This window comes from Plantactinospora soyae, assembly GCF_014874095.1.
Lineage (GTDB): Bacteria > Actinomycetota > Actinomycetes > Mycobacteriales > Micromonosporaceae > Plantactinospora > Plantactinospora soyae.
The window spans coordinates 3,621,363-3,645,785 of record NZ_JADBEB010000001.1; the positions used below are offsets into that span (position 1 = coordinate 3,621,363).

Annotated in this window: 17 protein-coding genes and 1 pseudogene; 15 read left to right on the top strand and 3 right to left on the bottom strand. The window is 71.5% G+C overall.

Annotated features, from left to right (window positions below; translation table 11 throughout):
- Positions 1 to 45 precede the first annotated feature (45 nt).
- Positions 46 to 885, top strand: a complete 840-nt coding sequence (locus H4W31_RS16210) for an ABC transporter ATP-binding protein (protein WP_192767422.1) — start codon at positions 46 to 48, stop codon at positions 883 to 885.
- A gap of 82 nt (positions 886 to 967) precedes the next feature.
- Here the strand turns inward: H4W31_RS16210 and H4W31_RS16215 are convergent, their stop codons facing one another.
- Positions 968 to 1,963 (bottom strand): LLM class flavin-dependent oxidoreductase, encoded by a 996-nt coding sequence (locus tag H4W31_RS16215; protein ID WP_192767423.1) that lies wholly within the window; start codon positions 1,961 to 1,963, stop codon positions 968 to 970.
- A 77-nt stretch (positions 1,964 to 2,040) separates the two neighbouring features.
- Between H4W31_RS16215 and H4W31_RS16220 the strand changes: the two are divergent.
- Both H4W31_RS16220 and H4W31_RS16225 read left to right on the top strand, forming a co-directional pair.
- Positions 2,041 to 2,939, top strand: a pseudogene (locus H4W31_RS16220) (ribokinase).
- Positions 2,940 to 3,013: 74 nt separating this feature from the next.
- Positions 3,014 to 3,421, top strand: coding sequence for a YccF domain-containing protein (locus H4W31_RS16225; protein WP_192767424.1), 408 nt, complete (start codon positions 3,014 to 3,016; stop codon positions 3,419 to 3,421).
- 49 nt (positions 3,422 to 3,470) lie between these two features.
- Here H4W31_RS16225 and H4W31_RS16230 read toward each other — a convergent pair whose 3' ends face one another.
- Positions 3,471 to 4,712, bottom strand: a complete 1,242-nt coding sequence (locus tag H4W31_RS16230) for an RNA polymerase sigma factor (RefSeq protein WP_264084172.1) — start codon at positions 4,710 to 4,712, stop codon at positions 3,471 to 3,473.
- A gap of 28 nt (positions 4,713 to 4,740) precedes the next feature.
- Entirely contained in the window at positions 4,741 to 5,115 is a 375-nt protein-coding gene (locus H4W31_RS16235; protein ID WP_192767426.1) for a YciI family protein, read from the bottom strand.
- Between the two features lie 402 nt (positions 5,116 to 5,517).
- Between H4W31_RS16235 and H4W31_RS16240 the strand changes: the two genes are divergently transcribed.
- The 12 genes from H4W31_RS16240 to H4W31_RS16295 all read left to right on the top strand — a co-directional run bounded on the left by H4W31_RS16240 (position 5,518) and on the right by H4W31_RS16295 (position 24,378).
- Entirely contained in the window at positions 5,518 to 6,570 is a 1,053-nt protein-coding gene (locus H4W31_RS16240) for a LacI family DNA-binding transcriptional regulator (protein WP_318783228.1), read from the top strand.
- On the top strand, positions 6,567 to 7,502 hold the full coding sequence (locus H4W31_RS16245; protein WP_192767428.1) for a carbohydrate ABC transporter permease: 936 nt from the start codon (positions 6,567 to 6,569) through the stop codon (positions 7,500 to 7,502). Before H4W31_RS16240 ends, H4W31_RS16245 begins: the two co-directional genes overlap by 4 nt.
- 3 nt (positions 7,503 to 7,505) lie before the next feature.
- Positions 7,506 to 8,375: a carbohydrate ABC transporter permease gene (locus H4W31_RS16250; protein ID WP_192767429.1), complete on the top strand. Its 870-nt coding sequence runs from the start codon at positions 7,506 to 7,508 to the stop codon at positions 8,373 to 8,375.
- A gap of 93 nt (positions 8,376 to 8,468) precedes the next feature.
- Complete coding sequence (locus tag H4W31_RS16255; protein ID WP_318783229.1) at positions 8,469 to 9,764, top strand: ABC transporter substrate-binding protein; 1,296 nt, start codon at positions 8,469 to 8,471, stop codon at positions 9,762 to 9,764.
- Between the two features lie 2 nt (positions 9,765 to 9,766).
- The gene (locus tag H4W31_RS16260; RefSeq protein ID WP_192767430.1) at positions 9,767 to 10,900 is read left to right on the top strand and encodes an ADP-ribosylglycohydrolase family protein; all 1,134 of its coding nucleotides are present in this window, start codon (positions 9,767 to 9,769) and stop codon (positions 10,898 to 10,900) included.
- A 17-nt stretch (positions 10,901 to 10,917) separates the two neighbouring features.
- A complete protein-coding gene (locus tag H4W31_RS16265) occupies positions 10,918 to 12,279 on the top strand; it encodes an ADP-ribosylglycohydrolase family protein (protein ID WP_192767431.1) in 1,362 nt (453 codons plus the stop codon).
- A complete protein-coding gene (locus H4W31_RS16270; RefSeq protein ID WP_192767432.1) occupies positions 12,276 to 13,265 on the top strand; it encodes a ribokinase in 990 nt (329 codons plus the stop codon). The genes H4W31_RS16265 and H4W31_RS16270 overlap by 4 nt, the downstream gene beginning before the upstream one ends.
- Entirely contained in the window at positions 13,262 to 15,310 is a 2,049-nt protein-coding gene (locus tag H4W31_RS16275; RefSeq protein WP_192767433.1) for an SUMF1/EgtB/PvdO family nonheme iron enzyme, read from the top strand. Before H4W31_RS16270 ends, H4W31_RS16275 begins: the two co-directional genes overlap by 4 nt.
- On the top strand, positions 15,307 to 16,584 hold the full coding sequence (locus H4W31_RS16280) for a CaiB/BaiF CoA transferase family protein (RefSeq protein ID WP_192767434.1): 1,278 nt from the start codon (positions 15,307 to 15,309) through the stop codon (positions 16,582 to 16,584). Before H4W31_RS16275 ends, H4W31_RS16280 begins: the two co-directional genes overlap by 4 nt.
- Positions 16,584 to 17,429, top strand: a complete 846-nt coding sequence (locus tag H4W31_RS16285; protein ID WP_192767435.1) for an HpcH/HpaI aldolase/citrate lyase family protein — start codon at positions 16,584 to 16,586, stop codon at positions 17,427 to 17,429. Before H4W31_RS16280 ends, H4W31_RS16285 begins: the two co-directional genes overlap by 1 nt.
- Positions 17,430 to 17,653: 224 nt before the next feature.
- Entirely contained in the window at positions 17,654 to 20,815 is a 3,162-nt protein-coding gene (locus H4W31_RS16290) for a DNRLRE domain-containing protein (RefSeq protein ID WP_404825593.1), read from the top strand.
- 92 nt (positions 20,816 to 20,907) lie between these two features.
- Positions 20,908 to 24,378 (top strand): LamG domain-containing protein, encoded by a 3,471-nt coding sequence (locus tag H4W31_RS16295; protein WP_225946678.1) that lies wholly within the window; start codon positions 20,908 to 20,910, stop codon positions 24,376 to 24,378.
- Positions 24,379 to 24,423 lie beyond the last annotated feature (45 nt).

Genomic DNA, 24,423 nt, shown 5'->3' on the forward strand with positions numbered 1-24,423 from the left:
GACGGCGCTCGCGGGGGACGCAGCGCTGCGTGGTTGGATGGGCGGGTGCGTGATGATCCGGTTTCTGTCGCCGCCGATGCCGGCCCACCCCAAGCATCCGACCCGGACGCGGTGATCGACCTCAACAGGGTCGGTGTGCTGCGATCCGGCACCGCACTGCTGCACGACGTGACGTGGCGGGTGCGCCCGGACGAGCGGTGGGTGGTGCTCGGGCCGAACGGTGCGGGCAAGACGACGTTGCTCAACCTGGCGTCCGGGCGGCTGCATCCGACCACGGGCGTGGTGCACGCGCTCGGTGAGCGGATCGGGCGTACCGATCTGGCCGAGCTGCGTACCCGGATCGGGTTGACCACCGCGGCGCTGGCCGAGCGGATCCCGGCCGACGAGCGGGTCCGGGACGTCGTGCTGACCGCGGCCTGGTCGGTGGTCGGCCGGTGGCGGGAGCAGTACGACGAGATCGACGAGGCGCGGGCCCAGGGCCTGCTCGCCCAGCTCGGTGTCGTCTCGCTGGCCGACCGTCGCTACGGGACGCTGTCGGAGGGCGAGCGCAAGCGGACGCAGATCGCCCGGGCCCTGATGACCGATCCGGAGCTGCTGCTGCTCGACGAGCCGGCGGCCGGGCTGGACCTGGGCGGTCGCGAGGACCTGGTGGCCCGGCTCGCCGGGCTGGCCCAGGACTCGGACGCCCCGGCTCTGGTGCTGGTCACCCACCACGTCGAGGAGATCCCGCCGGGCTTCACCCACGCCCTGCTGCTGCGCGAGGGCGGCATCGTGGCGCAGGGGGTACTCGCCGAGACGGTCACCGGCGAGTACCTCTCCAAGACCTTCGGCGTGCCGCTGGTGGTGGACCGGGCGGGTGGCCGGTTCACCGCCCGAGCCGCCTGACATCCGCCGAACGGAAGTCGGCCGAGCCGCCTGACCTCCGCCGGGCGGCGGAAGTCAGGCGAGGGCCGGCGGGTCCGAACCGTCAGCGGTTCGTCGCGGCGCGGAGCATCGGGAGCAGCGTCTCGGACGCCAGCGTGATCTGGGCGACCGCGAGCTGGTCGTCGCGGGGCGGAACGAAGACCACGGCGTCCGCACTGGCCTCCCAGAGCCGGGTCACCGACGCCGCGCACTGCTCGGCACTGCCGGCCGCGGTGAACCGGTCGAGGTAGTGCTCGGGCAGCGCCTCGGCCAGCGCGGCGGCGCCGGACGAACCGGCCAGCAGGTTGGCGATCTCGTCGGCCAGGTCGGCGTCCGAGGGCGGGAGCGCCCAGCCGCCGGAGAGCTGGGCGGCGAACTCCCGGCGGGCGCTGGCCCGGGCGTCGTCGAAGTCCAGGTGCGCGTAGACGGTGAGCCGGTGGTCATCGGTACGTCCGGCCGCCCGGCGCCCCTCGTCGATCATCCCCCGGGCCCAGCGGACGTACTCCGGACTGGCACCCTCGGCGAGAATCGTGCCGTCGGCCACCCGCCCGGAGAGCCGCAGCGACTTCTCGCCGCGTACCCCGGTGGAGATCGGAGGCGGCTGGTCCGGCGGGTACTCCAGCAACACCTCGGCGAGTCGGGCGTACCGGCCGGTGACGGTGACCTTGTTTCCGGCGAGCAGCGCGCGTACCGCCTCGACGGTCTCACCGAGCACCGCCAGCGGCGACGGATGGTCGGCGCCGACCTGCCGGACCCAGTCAGCCATGCCGTGACCGAAGCCGGGCAGGATCCGGCCCGGGAAGAGCCGGGCGAGGTTGGCCAGCTCCATGGCGGCCAGCGCGGGATTGCGGAACGCCGCCGGCAGGATGCCGATGCCGATCTTCAGTTTGTCGGTCACGGCCGCGGCCACCGCGGCACTGGAGACCGCGCCGCCGAAGAAGCAGTCCTCCACCACCCACAGCTCGTCGTAACCCAGCCGCTCCACCAGCCGGGCGTACGCCGGTAACTGCTCCGGGGCGGTGTCGCACCGGTACATCACTCCGATCGGCATCTGTCCCATGTCTGGCAGCCTGCCAGAAGACGCCGACAACGGCCCGCTCTAGACTCGGGCAGTCGCCGAAACGGGAGGTGCCGCCGGTGAACCGGCCACGGGTCGTTGTCATGGGCAGCGCCAACATGGACCTGGTGGTCACCACCGACGTCCTACCGAAACCGGGTGAGACGGTCTTCGGCACCGACTTCGTGATGGTGGCCGGCGGCAAGGGGGCCAACCAGGCGATCGCGGCCACCCGGGCGGTGCCGACGGCGCCCTGCTCGGCGCGATCGGCTCGGACTCGTTCGGCGTCACCCTCCGGGCCCGGATCGCCGCCGCCGGGGTCGACACGGAGCGGGTCCGGATGGTGTACGGCGCCTCCGGAGTGGCGGTTGTCACCGTCGACGCCGAGGGGGAGAACACCATCGTGGTCACCCCGGCCGCCAACTCCGCCTTCACCGGGCTGACCGAGAGCGAGCTGACCGCCGTACGGGATGCCGACGTACTCGTGGCGCAGCTGGAGATTCCGGTCGCCACGGTGACCGAGGCGGCCCGCGCGGCCCGGGCCGCCGGCACCCGCGTGCTGCTCAACGCGGCCCCGGCCCAGCCGGTACCGGCCGAACTGCTCGACTCGGTCGACCTGCTGGTGGTCAACGAGGCCGAGGCGCGGGCGATCACCGGACGCGGCCGGGAGCACCCCGGTGCGCTGCTCGGCGTGGTGCCCCGCGCGGTGATGACCCTCGGCCGGCACGGCGCCTGGTACGGGGACCGGGATGGCACCACCACGCACGTGCCCGCGGTCAAGGTCGACCTGGTCGACTCGACGGCGGCCGGGGACGCGTTCACCGGTGCGCTGGCGGTGGCCTGGGGCGAGGGCCGGGAACTTCTCGACGCGGTCCGCTGGGCGAGCGCGGCCGGCGCGGCCTGTGCCCGGAAGCTCGGTGCCTCGGTCGCGCTTCCGCTCCGGGCCGAGATCGACGCCCTCTACGTTCCCGGCGACTGAGGGTACGTCAGCTCGGCCAGCTGCCCGACCTGTTCCGACCCGATGGGTTGATCGGGGGGGCGCACCATGACGGCATGGTGCGATTCGTGCTCAACCTGCTCTGGCTGATCTTCGGTAGTGGTATCGCGCTCGCCATCGGGTACGGGATAGCGGCGCTGATCTGCTTCGTGTTCATCGTGACCATCCCGTTCGGGGTGGCCTCGCTCCGGTTGGCGTACTACTCGCTGTGGCCGTTCGGGCGGACCCTGGTGGTCAAGCCGGGCGCCGGACTCGGCTCGGGCCTGGCCAACGTGCTCTGGATGGTGCTGGCCGGCTGGTGGCTCGCGCTCATGCACCTCGTCGCCGGGGTCACGCTCTGCCTGACGATCATCGGGATCCCGTTCGGCGTCGCCAACTTCAAGCTGGTGCCGGCCGCGTTCTGGCCGCTCGGCCGCGAGGTGATGGAGGTCGACGACCTCCGGCGTCCCGGAACCGCCTCCTGACGGCGACACCGTTCCCAGGTCGGGTCGGCTCCGGCCCGGCCTGGGCGGGTCACGCCGAGGCCAGCGCCGTGCGGCTGCGCCGGAGGAAGTCCCGCTCGACCGCGTTCCGGGTCAGGCTCTCGGCCAGTTCGTACGCCCGCACCGCCTCGGTGGCGCGGCCGAGCCGGCGGAGCAGGTCGGCCCGGACGGCGTGGAACAGGTGGTGGCCGGTCAGGTCGAGCTGGTCGACGAGGTCGAGTGCCGCCGCCGGCCCGTCGATCTCGGCCACCACGATCGCGCGGTTCAACGCCACCACCGGGCTCGGGGCGAGCGAGAGCAGGTGGTCGTACAACTGGAGGATCTGTGCCCAGTCGGTGGCGGCGGCGTCCGGGGCGTCATCGTGCACGGCGTTGATCGCGGCCTGGATCTGGTACGGGCCGGGCTGGTCGCGTCGTAGGCAGCGCCGGACGAGGGCCTGGCCCTCGGCGACGAGTTCCCGGTTCCAGCGGGTCCGGTCCTGGTCGGCCAGGCGGACGAAGGCGCCGTCCGGGGTGGTCCGGCTGGGCCGGCGGGCCTCGACGAGCAGCAGCAGCGCGAGCAGTCCGAGGACCTCCGGCTCGTCCGGCAGAAGTTCAGCCAGCAGCCGACCGAGCCGGATGGCCTCGGCGCAGAGGTCCTCGCGGATCAGCCGGTCGCCCGAACTGGCGGTGTGGCCCTCGTTGAAGATCAGATAGACCACGGCCAGTACGGTCCGGAGCCGGTCCGGAAGGTCGGCCTCGGCCGGAACCCGGTACGGGATCCGCGCATCCCGGATCTTGCCCTTCGCCCGGACCAACCGTTGCGCCATGGTCGGCTCGGGGACCAGGAAGGCACGGGCGATCTCGGTCGTGGTGAGTCCGCCGAGCAGCCGCAGCGTCAACGCGACCTGGGCGGTGGGCGCGAGCGCGGGATGGCAGCAGGTGAAGATGAGGCGCAGCCGCTCGTCGTGCACGGGACCCTCCTCGGCCGGTTCGTCGCGGGCGTTCAGCAGGGCGGCCTGGGCGTAACGGTCCGGGCGGGCGGCCTCCCGGCGGAGGCGGTCGATGGCCCGGTTGCGGGCCGTCGTGATGATCCACCCGGCCGGGCTGGGCGGCGGTCCGCCGGACGGCCACCGCTGGACGGCTGCGGCGAACGCGTCCTGGACCGCGTCCTCGGCGATGTCGATGTCACCGAAGACGCGGACCAGGACCGAGACCGCACGCCCGTACTCCGCGCGGAACACCCGCTCGATCTCCGGATCGGCTCCGGCTGCCGGATCGGCTCCGGCTGCCAGATCGGCTCCGGCTGCCGGATCGGGTCGGTCAGGCCTGCGGCGGATCACAACTGTCTGCCTCGTCCTCCAACGGCCGTACCTCGATCGGCAGCAGGCCGATGGCCTCGGCGAGCTTGCGGCCCCAGACCAGCGCGGCATCGAGGTCGGGTGCCTGGACGACGGTGAATCCGCCGAGGTGTTCCTTGCCCTCGACGTACGGGCCGTCGGTGATCAGCGTGTCGCCGTCGCTGACCCGGATCACCGTGGCGGTGCTGGGTGGATGCAGCCCGCCCGCGAAGACCCACGCCCCGGCGGACTTCATCTCCTGGTTCAACGCCGCGAGGTTCTTCATGATCGGTTCCAGTACCTCGAACGGGGGCGGGTCACCGTCCGGCTGGTAGATGCTGAGCAGGTACTGCGGCACCGCGACACCTCCTGTCCTGTCTCGCCCGCCGGCACGGCGCCGGCGGATTCCTACCCTCTATACGAACGGCGACGGAACGGATCGACATCCGCCGGAGCGGAGATGGTCCAGGTCAGCAGCACAGGGGATCGGCGTTGACGGCATTCTTCCGATCCGGCTCCGCGTAGGGTACCCACGAATCGCCGCCGGTCCGGACGGACTCGACCCTCTTCCCGAGTACGTACGCGCCGGGGTGCGGCGGTTCCCCCAACAGCGCGCGAAACGTTTTTGTAACGGGGGGTTGACGGCTCCGATCTGCGGGAGCAAGATTCCGGAAACGTTTACAGGTCAGGGGTGGAGGTTCGGTGCATGGGGCGTAAACGTTTACAGCCCGCTGGCGACGGCCGGCCGACCGTACATACCGTGGCCGCGCGGGCGGGCGTCTCGATCGCCTCGGCCTCGCGGGTCCTGAACGGAATCGGCGGCAGCGCCGAGACCGTGCGCAAGGTCCGGGCGGCCGCGGCGGAGGTCGGTTACGTGCCGAACGCGATCGCCCGGTCTTTGCAGTCCCAACGCACCGGGCTCGTCGCGCTCGCGGTCGCCGACATCGGCAACCCGGTCTACGTCGCGATGATGCGGGCCATCGAGGCCGTCGTCGCCTCCTCCGGCCGGCAGTTGCTGGTACACGCCACCGGCGGGGAGGTGGCCAGCGAGACCGCGCTGCTGCGCCGGCTCGCCAACCGCTACGTGGACGGAATGATCGTCTCGCCGATCCGGATCACCGACGAGCACCTCGACGCGATCGTGGTCAGCCCGGTTCCGGTCGTGGTGGTCGGCCAGCTCCCCGCCGACGCGCCGGTCGACAACGTACGCACCGACTCGCGCAGCGGTGTGGCGCTCGCCGTCGACCACCTGCTCGCCGCCGGCCGCCAGCGGATCGGCTTCGTCAACGGTCCACTGGACACCGTTCCGGGCGCGGCCCGGGACGCCGGCTTCCGCGCCGCGCTGACCAGCCACGGCATCCCCGTCGACGAGCGGCTGATCGAGGTCGGCGACTTCCAGTACGCCGCCGGTCGGGCCGCCGCCGCCCGGCTGCTCGCTCGGGCCGATCCCGACGCGCTGCTCTGCGCCAACGACCTGATCGCGGTCGGCGCCCTGCACGCGCTGCTCACCGAGGAGCGCCGGGTTCCGCAGGACGTGGCCCTGGTCGGGATGGACGACACCGAACTGGCCCAGATGGCCTTCCCACAGCTCTCCAGCGTCTCGCTCGGCTCCGCCACCCGAGGGCGGCGCGCCGCCGAACTGCTGCTGGAGCGGATCGCCGACCCCGATCTGCCACCCCGCCGCGAGCACGTCGCGCCCAGCCTCGCCGTACGCGCGTCGAGCGACCTCGCCGGGACGGCATCACGGGCCGGAATGCGGATCGAGCAGGGCGGCCGAGCCCCTGAACCGTCAACGCAAGGGAGGCGGAGATGACGACGCTGACCGAGCCACCGGAGGTGGACGGCTCCGGCACCCGTACCCGGGGTGGTCGGGCCCGGTCCGACCACCGGACGGTCTACCTGCTGCTGCTTCCGTCGCTGCTGCCGGTCCTGGTCTTCTCGGTGTTCCCGCTGCTCCGGGGGATCTACCTCGGTTTCACGGACGCCAAGGCCGGCCGGAACGTGACGATCAGCTTCACCGGTCTGGAGAACTACCGGGAACTGCTCTCCGACAGTCTGTTCTGGAGCTCGTTCCGGATCGGCCTGGTCTGGGCGTTCTCGGTGACGGTGCTGCAGTTCCTGCTCGCCCTCGGGCTGGCCCTGCTGCTCAACCAGCGACTACGTTTCCGTGGCGCGGCGCGGGTGCTCGCCGTCGTACCGTGGGCGATGCCGCCGGTGGTGGTCGGCATCCTCTGGCGGCTGGTCTACCACCCCGACGCGGGACTGCTCAACGAGTTCCTGCACCGGATCGGCGCCGACGGGATGCGGACCACCTGGCTCGGTGACTTCAACACCGCACTACCGGCGGTGATCATCGTCGGAGTCTGGGCCGGCATGCCGCAGACCACCGTCGTACTCCTGGCGGGTCTACAGGGGGTGCCGCGCGAGCTGCACGAGGCGGCGGCCGTGGACGGGGCCAGCGCCTGGCAACGGTTCCGCAGCGTGACGCTGCCCTCGCTGATGCCGGTGATCGTCGCGATCACCTCGCTGGACTTCATCTGGAACTTCAACTCGTTCGGCCTGGTCTACGTGCTCACCGCCGGCGGGCCGGGCGGCAAGACGATGCTGCCGATGCTCTTCGCCTACGAGGAGGCGTTCCGCTACGGCAACTACGGCTACGCGGCGGCACTCGGGAACGTGATGGTCGTGATCGTCGTGGCGCTGCTCGCGTTGTACCTGCGTCGCCGGCTCCGGGAGGCGAACTAATTGATGACCGAGAAGAAGCCGACCAACGCGGTCGCCCGGAAGAGGTCGAAGCGGCTCAGCCGGAGCCTCCAGTACCTGGCGCTCTCCGGCTACCTGGTCTTCCTCGCCTTTCCGCTGGTGTGGCTGCTCTCCACCTCGCTCAAGCCACCCCGGGAACTGGTCAAGCTGCATCCGACCCTGATCCCCGACAACCCGACCCTGGACAACTTCGTCCAGGCGTTCACCGAGCAGGCGCTCGGCCGGGCGGCGTGGAACAGCCTCCAGGTCTCCCTCGCCTCGGCCGTACTCACCGTGCTGATCGCGACGCCCGCGTCGTACGCCCTGGCGCGGTTCCGGACCCGGCTGGGGACGGTGGCCCTGGGCTGGGTACTGCTGTCCCAGCTCTTTCCGTTCGTACTGCTGATCATTCCGATCTTCCTGGTGCTCCGGCAGGCCGGGCTGGCCAACACGCACGCCGGGCTGGTGCTGGTGTACGTCGTCTGGGCGATGCCGTTCGCGCTCTGGATGCTCCAGGGATTCGTCCGGAACATTCCGCGCGAGTTGGAGGAGGCGGCCTCGGTCGACGGGGCGAACCGGTTGCAGACCCTGCGTCGGGTGATCTTCCCGTTGCTGGCCCCCGGGCTGATCGCGACCGCACTCTTCTCCTTCATCTCCGCCTGGAACGAGTTCTTCTTCGCCCTGGTGCTGATCAAGACGCCCGAGTTGGCGACCCTGCCGGTCGCGTTGGCCCGGTTCGTCGGCATCGAGGGCACCGCCCGGCTCGGTCCGCTGGCGGCGGGCTCGCTGCTCGCCACCATTCCGAGCCTCGTCTTCTTCGCCTTCATGCAGCGCCGGCTGGCCTCCGGGTCGCTCGCCGGGGCGGTGAAGGGGTGACCGCACACCGGTTAGGAAGGGGCCCTTCTTCTACAGAAAACGATAGGAAGGGGCCCTTCCTTGCACACCTACCCACCACAGGAGGGAAGTTTCGTGCTCAACAGATTTAGCCGACGACGGTTCGTTGCCGCCGCGCTGGCGGGCGTCGTCGGGCTGGGTGCTCTCGGCGCCTGCGGCAGCGGGAGCGGCGACGAGGAGAGTTCCGGCCCGGTCAAGCTGCGGTTCCTGTCTCTGGCCTGGCAGAAGGAGTCGTTGCAGGCCAACAAGGACCTGGTCGCGAAGTGGAACGCCGAACACGCCGACATCCAGGTCGAGTACGTCCAGGGCGACTGGAACTCCGTACACGACCAGTTGCTGACCTCGTTCGAGGGTGGTGACGCCCCGGACATCGTGCACTACGAGGCGTCCTCGATCGGCGAGTTCAGCAAGCAGGGCTACCTGGCCGACGTATCCGGCCTGCTCTCCGACGACTTCAAGGGCCAGATCGACAAGGGCATCTGGGACACCGCGACCTTCGACGGCAAGGTCACCGGGGTGCCGTTCCTGCTGGAGTCGCAGGTCGTGATCGCCAACAAGAAGCTCCTCGACGCGGCCGGCATCGCGGTGCCGCCCGCCGACGGCGGCTGGACCTGGGACGAGTTCCAGGCCAACGCGCAGAAGCTGACCGGCCCCGGCAAATACGGCGTCGCCTGGGCACTCAAGTCGCCGACCAACCGGGTGCTGAACCTGGCGCTGAACTTCGACGGCAAGTACTTCTACACCGACGGCGGCCGGACCGAGGTGCGGGTCGGCGACGCCGAGAAGGAGATCCCGAAGCGGATCCACGACATGCTCTACGCCAGCAAAACGGCCTCGCCGGAGGCGCTGGGAATGAGCGGTGCCGACACCCTGCCGGGCTTCTTCGCCGGCAAGTACGCGATGCTGCCCGGTTCGGTGTCGCTGCGCCAGCAGATGGTGGAGCAGGCGCCGGCCGACTTCGAGTGGGTCACCCTGCCGCCGGTCAGGGGAATCTCGGCCAACCAGGCCGCCAACCCGCAGACGCTCTCCGTCTCGGCCGACTCGAAGCACCAGAAGCAGGCGGCGCAGTTCCTGGAGTACTTCCTGAACCCGAGCAACATGGCCGCGCTGGCCAAGGGTGACTGGCTGGTACCGACCGGCAGGCAGGCCAACGAGGAACTGGTGAAGGCGACCACCGGCAAGCAGGGCTGGGACGTCGCGGCGGACAGCGCGAAGGACCTGACCGTGGCGCCGTTCCAGATGGTCGACGGCTACCCGGAGTGGAAGCTCAAGTACGCCACCCCGGCGCTGCAGCAGTACTTCGCAGACAAGATCACGCTCGACCAGCTCGGTACGCAGCTCGTCGACGGTGGGAAGCAGGTCCTGAGGTAATCATGGAACTCTTGCTCGACAAGTCGGTCGGCTGCCTGGTCGGCGCCGCGGTGGGCGATGCCCTCGGCGGGGCCACGGAAACGGCGCTGCCCGAGCAGATCCAGGCCCGCTACGGAGGCTGGGTGGACGGTATCGCGCCACCCTTCCACGCCGACTGGGCCACCGCGCGGCCGCTCGCGCCGTACCACAAGGGCGACGGGCACCTCACCGACGACACGTTGATGACCCACGCGCTGGTGCGGGCGTACGCGAGGAAGCGGGACCACCTCGACGCGTACGACGTGGTGGACCTGCTGGTGCCCGACCTGATCGAGCGGGTGGTCTACCTGCCGGACCTGGAGCGGGAGGGGGTGACCTTCCACCGCCTCGCCGCCGCCGAACGGTGGTTGGTCACCCGCCTGCACCACGCCCATGCCGACCCGAGGGAGGGCGGTGTCGGCAACATCGTCAACTGTGGCGCGGCGATGTACATGGCTCCGGTGGGAGTGGTGAACGCCGGTGATCCGGCCGGCGCGTACGCCGAGGCAGTCGAGATCGCCGGTGCCCACCAGCACAGTTACGGGCGGGAGGCCGCCGCCGTCTTCGCCGCGGCCGTGGCGGCGGCGATGGCGCCCGGGGCGAGCGTCGACGACGTACTGACCGCCGTCCTCGACCTGGCCCAGGACGGCACCCGGGCCGCGATCGCCGCCGTGGTCGAACAGGCCCGGGGGTACGCCGACTGGCGCGAGGCGATCGCGCCGCTGCGCGCCGCCGTGGCGCCGTACGACACGGTCGGGGAGGAGTACCGCAGCCCGGGGCTGGGGGCGCGACGGCCCAGTCGGCTGCACTCGATCGAGGAGCTTCCGGTGGCGCTCGGCATGCTGGTGGTGGCCCGGGGAGACCTCCGGGCAGCGGTGCTGGGGGCGGTCAACTACGGCCGGGACGCCGACTCGACCGCGACGATGGCCGGTGCGGTCGCGGGTGCGCTCGGCGGCGCGTCGGCGGTGCCGGCGGAATGGTCGAGCGTGGTCGCCGAGGCGTCCCGCACCGACCTGGTGGAACCCGCCCGGCAGTTGGCCGAGGTGGCCACCGAGGTCTTCGCGTTGGACCGGGAGCGGTTCAGCCGGCGGGCCGAGCGCTTCGCCGGCCTGTCATGACGGCGGGAGGCCGGCCGATGCGGCTCACCTGGGTACAGCCGGAGGATCTGCTGCCGCACGAGTTGGTGGCCAGCGCGGACGAGGGTCGCGAAGTCTCGGCGATCGCCCGGCGGTGGGCCGCCGCCGGCGGGTCGACGGTGCCGCCGGTCAGCGGAGCGTCTCCGGTGCCGGCCGGGCCGGAACTGCGGGCGTTGGCGGCGGAACTGCTGGACGAGTGCGACGCGCTGCCGGCCGCCGGGTCGGCGACGGAGCCGCAGGCCCTGACGGAGATCCGGGCGACCTGGCCGGCCTCGTCCGGGCTGCCCGGCGGGCCGCCGGACCCCGACCGGCTGCACGGCGGGTGGCTCGGTCGGGCGGTCGGCTGCCTGCTCGGCAAGCCGGTGGAGAAGATCCCCCGGCCCGGCATCCGGGAGATCCTGGAGTCCACCGGTCGCTGGCCGCTCGGCGGCTACTTCACCGCCGCCGGCCTGCCGGCCGATGTCGCGGCACGGTGGCCGTGGAACCGGCGCAGTGCGGTGAACAGCCTCGCCGAGAACATCGACGGCATGCCGGAGGACGACGACCTCAACTTCGCGCTGCTGGCGCTGTGGGTGCTGGAGACCCATGGGCGGAACTTCACCGGGTACGACGTCGCCCAGGCGTGGTTGGACTGGCTGCCCGGCGGCCGGGTCTTCACCGCCGAGCGGGTGGCGTACCGGAACCTGCTGCTGGGACTGGTCCCGCCGGCCACCGCGCTGCGGCACAACCCGTTCCGGGAGTGGATCGGTGCCCAGATCCGCACCGACGTGTACGGCTGGGTCAGTCCGGGCCGACCGGACCTGGCGGCCGAGTTGGCGTACCGGGACGCCACGGTCAGCCACGTCCGGGGCGGTGTCCACGGGGCGCTCTGGGTGGCGGCGATGACCTCCGCGGCGGTGGTGGCGTCCGATGTGGACGCCGTACTCGACGCGGGGGAGTCGGTGCTGCCGCCGCAGAGCAGGTTCGCGGCGACCGTCCGCGAGGCCCGGGCCCTCGGTGCGGCGGCGGCGGGCGGCGACTGGGAACCGGTGCTGGACGCCCTGTACGCCCGGCACGGCCAGCTGCACTGGGTACACGTCCGGAACAACGCGGCCCTGGTCGCGGCGGCGCTGGCGTACGGGCGCGGCGACCTGGTCCGGTCGATCTGTGCGGTGGTCAGCGGCGGCTGGGACACCGACTCGACCGGCGCGACGGTCGGCTCGATCACGGGTGCGTTGACCGGTGCCGGGGCGCTGCCGACGGAGTGGACCGCCCCGCTGCGGGGTCGGCTGCGCAGCAGCGTCGCCGGATTCGACGGGGTGGAGTTCGCGGAGCTGGCCGACCGTACCCGGAAACTGGCCGTCGCCGGGGAGGCGTCATGACAGCGGAATCGACCGGGTCGGCGCCGGTCCGGGTCGTGGTGGTGGGAAGCACGAACCTGGACCTGGTGGTGACGACGCCGACACTGCCCCGGCCGGGGGAGACCGTGCTCGGCGACGCGCTGCGCACCGTACCCGGAGGTAAGGGTGCCAATCAGGCGGTGGCCGCCGCCCGGGCCGGCGCGACCTGCGCGTTCGTCGGCGCGATCGGGCAGGACGGCTTCGCCGACCAGCTCCGGGCCAACCTCGCGGAGTCGGGTGTGGACGTCGGGCGACTGCGGAACGTGCCCGGCCCGTCCGGGGTGGCGCTGATCGCGGTGGACGCCTCGGCCGAGAACATCATCGTGGTCGCGCCGGGCGCGAACGGCGAGTTGACCAGCCTGGCCGAGCCGGACCGGGCGGTCGTCGAGGCGGCCGACGTACTGCTGTGCCAGCTTGAGGTGCCGCTGTCGGCGGTGGTCCAGGCCGCCGGCTGGGCCCGGGACGCCGGTACCACCGTGGTGCTGAACGCCGCGCCGGCCCGGCCGCTGCCGGCGGAACTGCTCGACGCGGTCGACCTGCTGGTGGTCAACCAGGTCGAGGCGGCCGTCGTCGCCGGCCAGGGCGGGCCCGCGGAACCGGACGGGCTGCTGGACGCGCTGGTCGCGTTGGTGCCCCGGGTCGTGCTGACGATGGGCGCCGAGGGGGCGCGGTATGCGGACCGCTCCGGGCTGCGGCTGGAGGTCGCCGCGCCGAACATCGAGGCGGTCGACACCACGGCCGCCGGGGACGCCTTCACCGGCGCCCTCGCGGTGGCCTGGGCGCAGCGGCGCGGGCCGGCCCGGCCGGCGGCGGTGACCGAGGTGCTCCGCTGGGCCTGCGCGGCCGGCGCCGCCTGTGCCCGGCGGCCGGGCGCGTCGAGCGCGCTGCCGACCAGGGACGAGATCGACGCCCTCTACGCCCGGACCTATCCGACCACGGCACCGGCGGGCCGGGGAGGGACGTCATGACCGTCAACCCGTACGTGCCACGGCCGATCGACCTGCCGACGGTGGTACCCCTGGATCCCGCTGCCGACCTGTCGGTGCTGGACGAGGGGAAGATCTTCGCCGCCCCGGACGATCCGGCGGACTGGCCGGCCTGGCGGGCCCAGCTCGCCCGGTGGCGTACCGAGGCGCGGCGGCGCCTGGCCTACGACGGCGGGCACTACGACGAGATCGCCGGGGACTGCCTCAGCGTCTGCCTGGCCTGGCTCTGGGACGAGTCGCTGTACGACTTCGCGCGCGGGGTCTTCACCGTCGAGAGCTTCCTCGACGAGGCGGAACGGGACTTCGGCGGCTTCGACGGGGTGGTGCTCTGGCACGCGTACCCGGTGATCGGGCTGGACGACCGCAACCAGTTCGACTTCTACCGGCAGGTTCCGGAGCTGCCCGAGGTGGTCCGCGCCTTCCAGGCCCGTGGGGTACGGGTCTTCGTCGACTACAACCCGTGGGACGTCGGCACCCGGCGGGAGTCTCGGGCCGACGCCGACGAGGTGGCGGCGCTCGCCGGCTGGCTGGGTGTGGACGGGGTCTTCCTCGACACCCTGAAGGAGGGGGCCGGCGAGCTGCGTAAGACTCTTGACGCGGTACGGCCGGGAATCGCGCTGGAGGGCGAATCGCGGGTACCGCTGGCCCGGATCGCCGACCACGCGATGTCCTGGGCACAGTGGTTCGCCGACTCGCCGGTACCCGGGGTGTTGCGGGCGAAGTGGTTCGAGCGGCGGCATGTGCTGCACCACACCCGGCGCTGGCACCGCAGCCATCTCGACGAGCTGCACTCGGCCTGGTTGAACGGGGTCGGGGTACTGGTCTGGGAGAGCGTCTTCGGGGTCTGGGTCGGCTGGAACGACCGGGACCGGGCGCTGCTCCGGGGAATGCGCCGGGTACAGCGCGACTACGCCGACTGGCTGCGCGCCCAGGACTGGACGCCGCTCGCCGACCACGTCCCCGGAACCGAGGTGTACGCCTCGCGCTGGGTGCACGATGGCGTACCACTGTGGACGGCCGTCAACCGGGGCGACGCGTACGACGGGCCGTGGCTGGTCACCGGCGAACGCCCGGGACACCGCTGGTACGACCTCGTCGGCGGGGCGGAACTGACCGTCACCCCGGTCGGCGACGGTCGGGTGGCGGTCGGCGGGGCGCTTCCGGGCGGTGGCGTCGCGGCGGTGCTCGCCAGCACGGTCGACCTGCCGGTGCCCCGGAACGAGCCGGCCGACGGCGATCCGAACTTTCCGGCCCGGGCCGCCGTCCGGCTGGCCGCACCGGTGGTGCGTCGGGCCGACCTGCCGCCGAAAATGGTGGCGGTCGACGGGGGGCGACGGGAGCTGCTGGTCCGTTACCGGCTCCGGGAGACCGGCCTGTACGGCGAGGCGCCCTATGTGGACGAGTGGAAGCCGCTGCCGCCCCGCCTGCACCAGCAGGTGACCCTGCGCCGCACCGTCCAACTCGGACGCTTCGCAATCGGTGAGCGGGAGGTGACCAACGCGGAGTACGCCGAGTTCGTCCGGGTCACCGGCCACCGCCCGGTGCGTACCGAGCGCTGGCCGTGGGCGCAGGGCCGGCTGCCGGGCCCGGCCGACGCGCCGGCCACCCACGTCGAGCTGGCGGACGCGCGGGCGTACGCCGCCTGGGCCGGAGCACGGCTGCCGACCGAGGACGAGTGGCAGGTCGCCGCCGAGGCGGGGCTGTTGCGCCGGGCCGAGCCGCTGGTCTGGAACCTGACCGAGAGCGAGCACACCGATGGACGTACCCGGTTCGTGATCGTCAAGGGCGGCGCGGTGTACCGGGCCGACGGCTCGGACTGGTATCTCGACGGCGGCCCGCAGCCGCCGGAGGCCTCCGTCAAACTCCTCTCGCTCGGCGCCGGCCTGGGCCGTTCCCCGTCGGTCGGCTTCCGGGTCGCCGTCGACCTGCCCGACGTCGGCCTGCCGGACATTGGCCTGCCCGACCTCGACCTGTCCGATGCCCGTGGAACCGGGGAGACTGAACCGTTCTCAGGAGGTGCGTCATGACGGTCAACCACTCCGGCGATTCCGACGGTGTCACCGGCGCAGGCGACGGTGTAGGCGCAGACGGGGGCGCAGGGGCAGGCGGAGGCGCCTCGGCGGCGCTGGCCGGGGTCAGGGTGATCGAACTCGCGACCCTGTTCGCCGGTCCGCTCGCCACCGCGTTCCTGGGCGACTTCGGTGCCGACGTGGTCAAGGTCGAGCATCCGGCCAAGCCCGATCCGTCCCGGGGGCACGGGCCGGCGAAGGACGGAATCGGCCTCTGGTGGAAGGTGCTCGGCCGGAACAAGCGGACGGTCACCGCCAACCTCTCCGACCCGGCGGGTGCGGACGTGCTCCGCCGGCTGGTCGCCGACGCCGACGTACTGGTGGAGAACTTCCGCCCGGGCACGCTGGAACGCTGGGGGATCGGGCCGGCGGAACTGCACGCCGTCAATCCCCGACTGGTGATCGCCCGGATCAGCGGCTTCGGCCAGTTCGGCCCGTACGCCCGCCGGCCCGGGTTCGGCACCCTCGCCGAGGCGATGAGCGGATTCGCCGCCGCCACCGGGGAGCCGGACGGTCCGCCGACGCTGCCGCCGTTCGGGCTGGCCGACTCGGTGACGGCGATGTCGACCGCGTACGCGGTGATGCTGGCGCTGCGGGCCCGGGACGCCAGCGGGGCGGGGCAGGTGGTCGACCTGGCGATCATCGAGCCGATCATGGCGATGCTCGGTCCGCAGATCACCTGGTACGACCAGATCGGCTACGTACAGCCCCGGCTCGGCAACCGGTCGAACAACAACGCGCCGCGGAACACGTACCGGTGCGCGGACGGGCGTTGGGTGGCGGTGTCGACCAGTGCGCAGAGCATCGCCGAGCGGGTACTCCGGCTGGTGGGCCGGCCGGAACTGATCGACGAGCCGTGGTTCGGTACCGGCGGCGGCCGGGCGGCGCACGCGGACGTACTCGACGCCGCCGTGGGGGCCTGGGTGGCTGCCCGGGACCGGGAAGAGGTGGTGGCCGCGTTCGAGCAGGCGCAGGCGGCGGTCGCGCCGATCTACGACGTACGGGACGTGCTGGCCGATCCGCAGTACACGGCGCTGGGTACGGCGGTGTCGGTCCCCGACCCCGACCTCGGGCCGGTACGGATGCAGAACGTGCCGTTCCGGATGTCGGCGACGCCGGGGCAGATCCGGCACACCGGGCGCGGCCACGGTCAGGACACCGATGACGTCCTGACGGCACTCGGCTTCACCGACGACGAGATCGCGGAACTGCGGGCGGGAGGCGCGATCTGATGCTGCTCTCCCTGCTCTATGTGCCCGGGGACCGTCCGGACCGGTTCGGCAAGGCGGTCGACTCCGGTGCCGACGCGGTGATCCTGGACCTGGAGGACGCGGTGGTGGCGGCCCGCAAGACGTACGCCCGGGACGCCGTCGCCGAGTTCGTCGGTTCGGCCCACCGGGTGCCGGTCTTCGTCCGGGTCAACGAGCTGACCGGGCCGGACGTGGCCGCCGATCTCGACGCCGTCGCCGAGGCGCCGGGGCTGGCCGGGCTGCGACTGCCCAAAGTGGAGTCCGCGGAGTCGTTGCGGGCGCTCGCCGAGCGGGTGGCCGTACCACTGCATCCACTTGTCGAGTCGGCGATCGGGGTCGAGCGGGCGTACGACATCGCGAGCGCGCATCCGGCGGTCGCCTCGATCGGGCTGGGCGAGGCGGACCTGCGCTCCGATCTCGGGGTGACCGCCGAGGAGGGACTGAGCTGGGTACGCGGCCGGATCGTGGTCGCCGCCCGTGCGGCCGGGCTGCCCCCGCCGACGATGCCGGTGTACGCCAACGTCGCCGATCTGGCCGGACTGGCCGAGTCCTGCGCGTTCGGCCGGCGACTGGGCTTTGTCGGCCGGACCGCGATCCATCCCCGGCAACTTCCGGTGATCGTGGACGCGTTCCGGCCGTCGGCCGACGAGGTGTCCCGGGCCCGGGAACTGCTCGACGCGGTGGCCGAGGCGCAGACCCGCGACTCGGGAACGGTGGTACTGCCGGACGGCCGGTTCGCGGACCGGGCGATGGTCGCCGCCGCCCGACGTACGGTCGAGTTGGCCGATCGGTACGCCGCCGCCGACCCGGACCGGTTTTCGGACTAGTTTCGGCGGTTGTCGGCGCGATCGCGGTCAGGCCCGGATCATTTGTGTTCAAACGCTTCCAGGGCACGTCCGTGTTCCTCAGATGATGTCGCAGGGTCATGAGGCAGGGCCCGCTTGTCCACTTTGGTGCGACGCGTCCTTACAGTTTGTAATCACTCTTGTGTGTTGCGTAATCGATCCATAGAGTTCCGTGAACATCACGGAGCGACACGGGGGAGTGGTTCGTGGCTGGCTCGATAACTGCGGCTGTCCGGCTTGGCCTGGCTCTGGTCACGGCGGTTGCGTTGATCGGCATACCGGGTGAGCCCCTTGGTTACCTCACCGCCGGCCCGGACGGTGTCTCAGGTGGTGTGCAGAACCAGTCCGACGAGGCGCTATCCCTGGCGGCGGCTCGGAGGTCCGGCACGCCGGTGCAGGTCGAGAGCCTGACGTCGGAGACGACCGAGGTATGGGCGCTGCCGGACGGGCAGTTCCGGGCCGACATCGCCCTCGGAGTGCAGCGGTTTCGGCAGGGCTCGGACTGGGTGCCGGTCGACCTTACTCTGCGGCCCACGGCCGATGGTGGCGTGGAGCCGGTGGCGCACCCGAACGGGCTGCGGATCGCCGGGGCCCGTGGAACCGGCGAGCACGAGTTGGCCGCGGTCGGCGTCGGCGACGAGCGGATCGCGATGGGCTGGTCGGGCCGGCTGCCCGTACCGGTTCTCGACCGACACCGGGCCACCTACGTGGACGCGCTGCCCGGCGTCGACCTGGTCGTCGAGGCGACCCGGCTCGGGTTCGAGCAGTTCCTGGTGGTCAAGACGCGCTCGGCGATCGGGCAGGTCGACCAGGTCCGGTTCCCGTTCACCGGTCCGGGGGCGGCGGTGTCGAGCCGGAACCCGGACGGCGCCATCACGTTGGCCGACCGGGCGGGTAAGGAAACGGCCCGGATCCCGGCGCCGCTGATGTGGGACGCGAAGAAGACGGTCACCGGTGACCCGGCGGTGCGGAAGCCGGTCCGGACCGACGTCACCAACCGGGCCGACCGGGTCGAGTTGACCCTCACCCCGGACCCGACCTGGCTGCGCAGCAGCTCGACCGCCTTCCCGGTCACCATCGACCCGACGGTCAACCCGTTGACCACCACCTTCGACACGTACGTCCGGGAAACCGTGAGCACGGATCAGAACCAGGAGAACAACCTCCAGATCGGCCTGCTCGCGACGACTCCGCCGACCCTGGCCCGGTCCTTCGTCAGCTGGGACACCACGGTTCTGGTCGGTAAGCAGATCACTGCGGCGACGGTGTCGTTGTGGAATTTCTGGTCGCACCCGTTGGACTGTGACCCCGTTTCCTGGGAGATCTGGTCGACCGATCCCTCCACCTACACCACCACGTTCACCAGCCAGCCGATCTGGCACCAGAAGGAGGCGGCCTCCACGGCGACGCACGGATCGGAGAACTGCGCCGACGCCTGGGCCACCATCGACGGGAAGAGCCTCTTCCAGCGCGCCGCGAACGCAGCCAGCACCCGGGCCTTCATGGGCATCCGGGCCACGGACGAGACCGTGACCGATGGTTTCAAGCAGTTCCGGTCCCGGGAGGGGACCGTCGCGGCGGAGGACCCGAAGGCGTCGGTGACGTACAACTCGTGGCCGACGGTCACCGCCCGGGCCACGGTGCCGGCCTCGACCTGTACGACCGGCGCCGGCCGGCCGCTGGTCAACACGCTCACCCCGCAGTTGCGGGCCACCGTCTCCGACGGCGACGGCACCGCGATGACGGTCGTCTTCGAGTGGTGGGCGATGAACGCCAGCACGCCGATCGGCAACAGCACCTTCACCGGGGTCGCCTCCGGAGCCACGGCGGCGGCGACCGTGCCGGCCGGCGCGTTCGTCGACGGTGGCACGTACCGGTGGCGGGTCAAGGCGGCGGACGGCGTGGCCGGCAGTGACCTCTGGTCGTCGTACTGCGAGATGACCGTGTACGTCACCGCGCCGCCGGTCACCGGATGCACCGCCGGTACCGACAGCGACTTCAACGGCGACGGGGTGAGCGACATCGCGATCGCCGATCCGGAGGCGACAGTCAACGGGCAGGAGAAGGCCGGGCAGATCCACGTCAGCTACGGCGGCACCGGGGCGGTGCAGACCATCCACGGGAACAATGCCCAGGTCTCCGACACAGCGGAGGCCGGCGACGGCTTCGGCACCGCCATCTCCAGCTACGACGCCAACAACGACGGCTGTACCGACCTCGCGGTCGGCGTGCCGTACGAGGACCTGAACGGCCTGGCCGACGTGGGCGTGGTCTACGTGCTGCTGGGCACCCCCACCGGGCTGGCCAAGGGGCCCGCGTCGTTGGTCTACCACCAGGACGTGGGGAGCACGCCGGACGCGCTCGAGTCGGAGGACTGGTTCGGGTACGCGCTGGCCGGCGGCCGGACCGCCTCGGGTGAGTCGTACCTGCTGATCGGCGCACCCGGCGAGGACCTCGGCACCGCGGTCGACGCCGGCCTGGTCCACTACCTGCGCGGCACGGTCAACGTTGTCCTCGACCAGGCGGTGACCGGCTCCACCGACAGCAACGAGACCGACGACCGGTTCGGCTACGCCGTGTCCGGGTCTCCGTATCACGTCGTGGTCGGGCGGCCCGGTGAGACGACGCCGAACGGCGCACAGTTCGCCGGGGCGATCACGGTCTACGGCCACGAACTGGTCTCCGGTCGACCGAAGTGGATCGCGGACAAGACCGGCGGGGCGGGCTTCGCCAACGCCAACTTCGGCAAGTCGGTGTCGATGGTCGGCTACCGGCCCATCGGCGCGCCGGCCGGGCAGCCCGACTCGTTCCTGGTGGTCGGCGCCCCGGGTGACCGGGCCAATTCGAAGGCCGACGCGGGCAAGGTGCACCGGTTCCACGTCAGCGCCGCCGGAGCGGCCGGGGTGAACGGTGTCGGCCAGGGCTTCGAAGGACTGCCCGGGGTTGCCGAGGACGGCGACTACTTCGGCGAGCGGGTGCTGGTGGTGAACACCGCACCTGGCGACGTGGCCACCCCGCAGACGCTGTTGGTCGCGGTCGCGGCGCCGGGCCAGGATCTGGCCGGGGCGGTGGACGCGGGAGTCGTGCAGGTCTTCGGCGCCGCCGCCAACCCGATCACCAGCTCGGTGCTGCTCGCGCGGGGCAACGCCAACCTGCCGGGCAGCCCGGCCGGGCGGGAACTGCTTGGTCTGGGGCTCGGCGGGACCCGGCAGCACCTCTACCTGGCCAGCCCGTACGGCGACGGCTCGGTGTACGCGCTGGCCTGGTCGGGTCTGGCTGCCGGCAGTACGACGCCGGTCAAGGTGTGGCGGCCGGGCGAGGGCGGCCTACCCGCCGCCGAGGTCGCTTTCGGCGCGGCGATCGGGTGATGGGACACATGGACATGCACAGCGTGACGGGGGAGGACGGCAGGGTGGCTGGTCGTACGCGTCGGCGGAGTCGGTTCTTCATGCTCGGCCTGCTGGCCGGCCTGGCCGGTCTGATGTCCACGGCGGTGCTGGCGCCGGAGCCGGAGGACACGCCGCCCACCACGTCGGTGGCGGTGGAGGAGGAACTGGTCCGGGACACCGAGGCCGAGGCGGCCGTGGCGGCGGCGGCCCTTGGCCAGCCGGTGGAGGTGCTCGCCTACCGCAGCGAGTACCGGGATGTCTTCGCCCAGCCGGACGGCACACTGGTGGCCAACGACCACGCCCAGGCGGTACGGGTGATCAGGGACGGCACCTGGGTGCCGACCGACGCGACGCTGACGCTGCGGCCGGACGGCACTATCGCCTCGACCGCCGCGCTGGTGGACGCCCGCTTCTCTGGCGGCGGCACCGCGCCACTGGTGGTGGTGGACCGGGAGGGCCGGACCCTCGCCCTCCAGTGGCCGTATTCGCTGCCCGCGCCGACCCTCGCCGGCGACCAGGCCGTTTATTCGGAGATCTTCCCGGACGTCGATCTGGTGGTCAACGCGACGATCGAGGGCTTCTCGCACGTCATCGTCCTCAAGACCCCGGAGGCGGCGAGCCTGCCGGAACTCCAGACGCTGGAACTCGGCGTCACGGCCGTCGGCCTGGCCCTGCAGGAGACGGAGAACGGCGGAGTCATCGCGCTCGATCCGGCGACAGGCAATCCGGTGATCGAGGCCGACGCTCCGGTCATGTGGGACAGCGGTGACTCGCCGGACGAGGGAGAACCGCAGCCGGGCGCCCGATCAGGTGCCGATCCCGCAGGACACGAGGCGGCTCGGGGACCGTCGGACGGTGCCGAGGTGGCACCGGTCGATCTGGCCCTCGCCAACGGCGTCCTCACGCTGACCCCGGACGCCGCGATGCTCGCCGATCCGGCCACGAACTGGCCGGTCTACCTCGACCCGGTCTGGCAGGCCACCACCAACAGCGCCTGGGCGATGGTTGACAGCGGCTATCCGAACGAGGAGTACTACAAGTTCGACACCAAGCGGCACGAGCGGATCGGGCTGTGTCCGGAGCGGTGCAACAGCTCCGAGGTGAAGCGGCTCTTCTACACCGTGGCCACGCCGTACTCTGGCCGGACGATCCTCACTGCCGAGTTCCGGGTCACGATGCAACACGCGTGGAACTCCACGCCGCGCGCGGCGTCGCTCTATCTGATGCCCCGGGGCGTCAGCGCCTCGACGAACTGGAACAACCAGCCGGGCGGATCGAATTGGGGCTCCGGGGCGAACCTGTTGGACACCAGATCACCCAGCAGCGTCCAGTCCACCTGCACCTCCACCAACCAGAACGCGGCCTGGAACGCGCTGGAGGCGGTACAACTCGCTGCCAACCGAGGCTGGAGTTCGGTCACCCTCGGCCTGAAGGCCACCAACGAGGGCAACTCGCAGCACAGCAAGCGGTTCTGCGACAACGGCATACTTTCGGTCCGCTACAACCGGGCGCCGTCGATCCCGAGCCTGGCCGACCTGCGCCAGTCGCCGGGTGGGGGATGTGTCTTCGGCGAGGGGCGTCCGTTCGTCGACGTCCCGCCTCGGCTGCAAGCGGTGATCCGCGACCCGGACCACTCGTCCGCGCACACCGAGCAGGTGAAGGCCGAGTTCCGGCTGGCCTGGACGTCGGCGACCGGGGCAGCGCAGACGCGTAGCGCCATCACCCCGTTGAAGGCCAGCGGATCGCTGTTCACCTACGACGTCCCGTCCGACATTCCGGAGGGCGCGGTGATCGCCTGGGACGTCCGCGGCAGCGACAACACGACCTGGGGGCAGTGGAGTTCCGAGGGCAGCCGCAACGTCTGCGAGTTCGAGATCGACCGGACGAGTCCGAGCGCGCCGGACGTCGACTCTGCCGAGCTCCTGCCCCTGGACGCCGAGGACAACGGCGAGCCCGACGCACACCTGTGCCGGACCGACGACGAATGGCGCGGCTCGATCGGCGTCTACGCGCACTTCACCTTCGACTCCGCCGCTGACGACGTGTTCAAGTACCGGTACGGCTTCAACAGCAATCCGCTGACCGAGCTGGACGCGCCGTACGACGGTGGGCCGGTGAGCCTGCGGTGGATGCCGGACCGGGAGGGGCCCCGCTGGGTCACCGTCCAGGCCGTCGACCGGGCCGGTCGGTCCAGCAGCATCGCCACCTGTACGTTCCGAGTCGGCAAGCGCCCACCGACCGTGCAATGGGCCCTCTCTGACGTGGCGGGTGACCGGATCGCGAACGACCCGTTCGGCGGCCACGACGCGACGGCGGGCAGCGGGGTGACGTTCGGGGTGCCCGGGCCGGGTGGCTCCGCAGACACGGCGGTCCGGCTCGACGGAACGCCGAACGGCCACCTCGGCACTGCCAACAACGTGTTGCCCGACACCTCCGGTAGCTTCGCGGTCACCGGGTGGGTGAAGGTCTCCGATCCGAGCCGGCGGCAGGTGGCGATCAGCCAGGACGGCACCGGCGAACCGGGCTTCAGCCTCGGCGTCGAGGGTGGGGCCTGGGTGTTCCGGATGCCGGTCAACGACGTCGTCTCGCTCGGAGAGTGGAAGGTGACCGTGCCCGGGGCGACCACCAACTGGACGTACCTGGCCGCCATCTACGACGGGGCCCAGAGGGTCATGTCGTTGCAGGTGAACGACTCGAACGCGGTCACCGCCGCACGGCGGTCGCTGACGAAGTCGCGCGGGGCGGTGCAACTGGGCCGGCGGCTGACCAAAAGCGGATACATCGACCACTGGGCGGGCGAGCTGGCCGACATCTCGATCTTCGACCGGCTGATCCAGCCGGGCGAGATTGCCGCACTGAAGAAAACGGCGCCGCGCCGTAAGGCGTACTGGCAGTTCAACACGGCCATCGGCACGACCAGCCCGGAGTACGCCGGTGGTGCCGCGCAAACCCTCGGAGCCGAGGCCTCCGTCTCCCGGGAGGCACCAGCGCTGCTCGGTGGCGGTCATCTGGCGCTCACCGGCAGGCCGGCCTCGTACGCCGGCACGACGCTCAACGCCGACACCGCCGGCAGCTTCTCGGTCGCGACCCGGGTCAGGCTGAGCAGCAGCTGTGCGGGCACTCCGATGACGGTCTTTTCGTTGAAGGGCGCGCACAACAGCGCCGTCAGTATCCGGTGCAACATCGAGGGACGGTGGGAGCTGGTGGTGCGCGACAGCGACGCGGCCGGCACCGAGCCGACCGTGCGGGACACCGGAACACCGGCGAAGACCTTCGGCAAGGGCGACCATATCGCGGTGGTCTACAACGGCTACGTGCGGGAGATGCTGCTCTACGTCAACGGTGAACTGGCCGAGGCGATCGAGCTAATCAGTCCGTTCCAGGCCGTCGGAGGACTGCAACTCGGCCGGGCGTTCGTAGACGACGACTATCGCGAGCACCTGTCCGGTGCCGTAGACGACGTCCGGGTTTACGACGGGGTCGCCGACCAGACGCTGGTCCAGCGAATCAATCTCTCCACCCGGGAACAGCCGATCCTCTGACGCCCAGGTTGTCGGGCCGGTCCGTCCGTCCGGCCGGCCCGACGA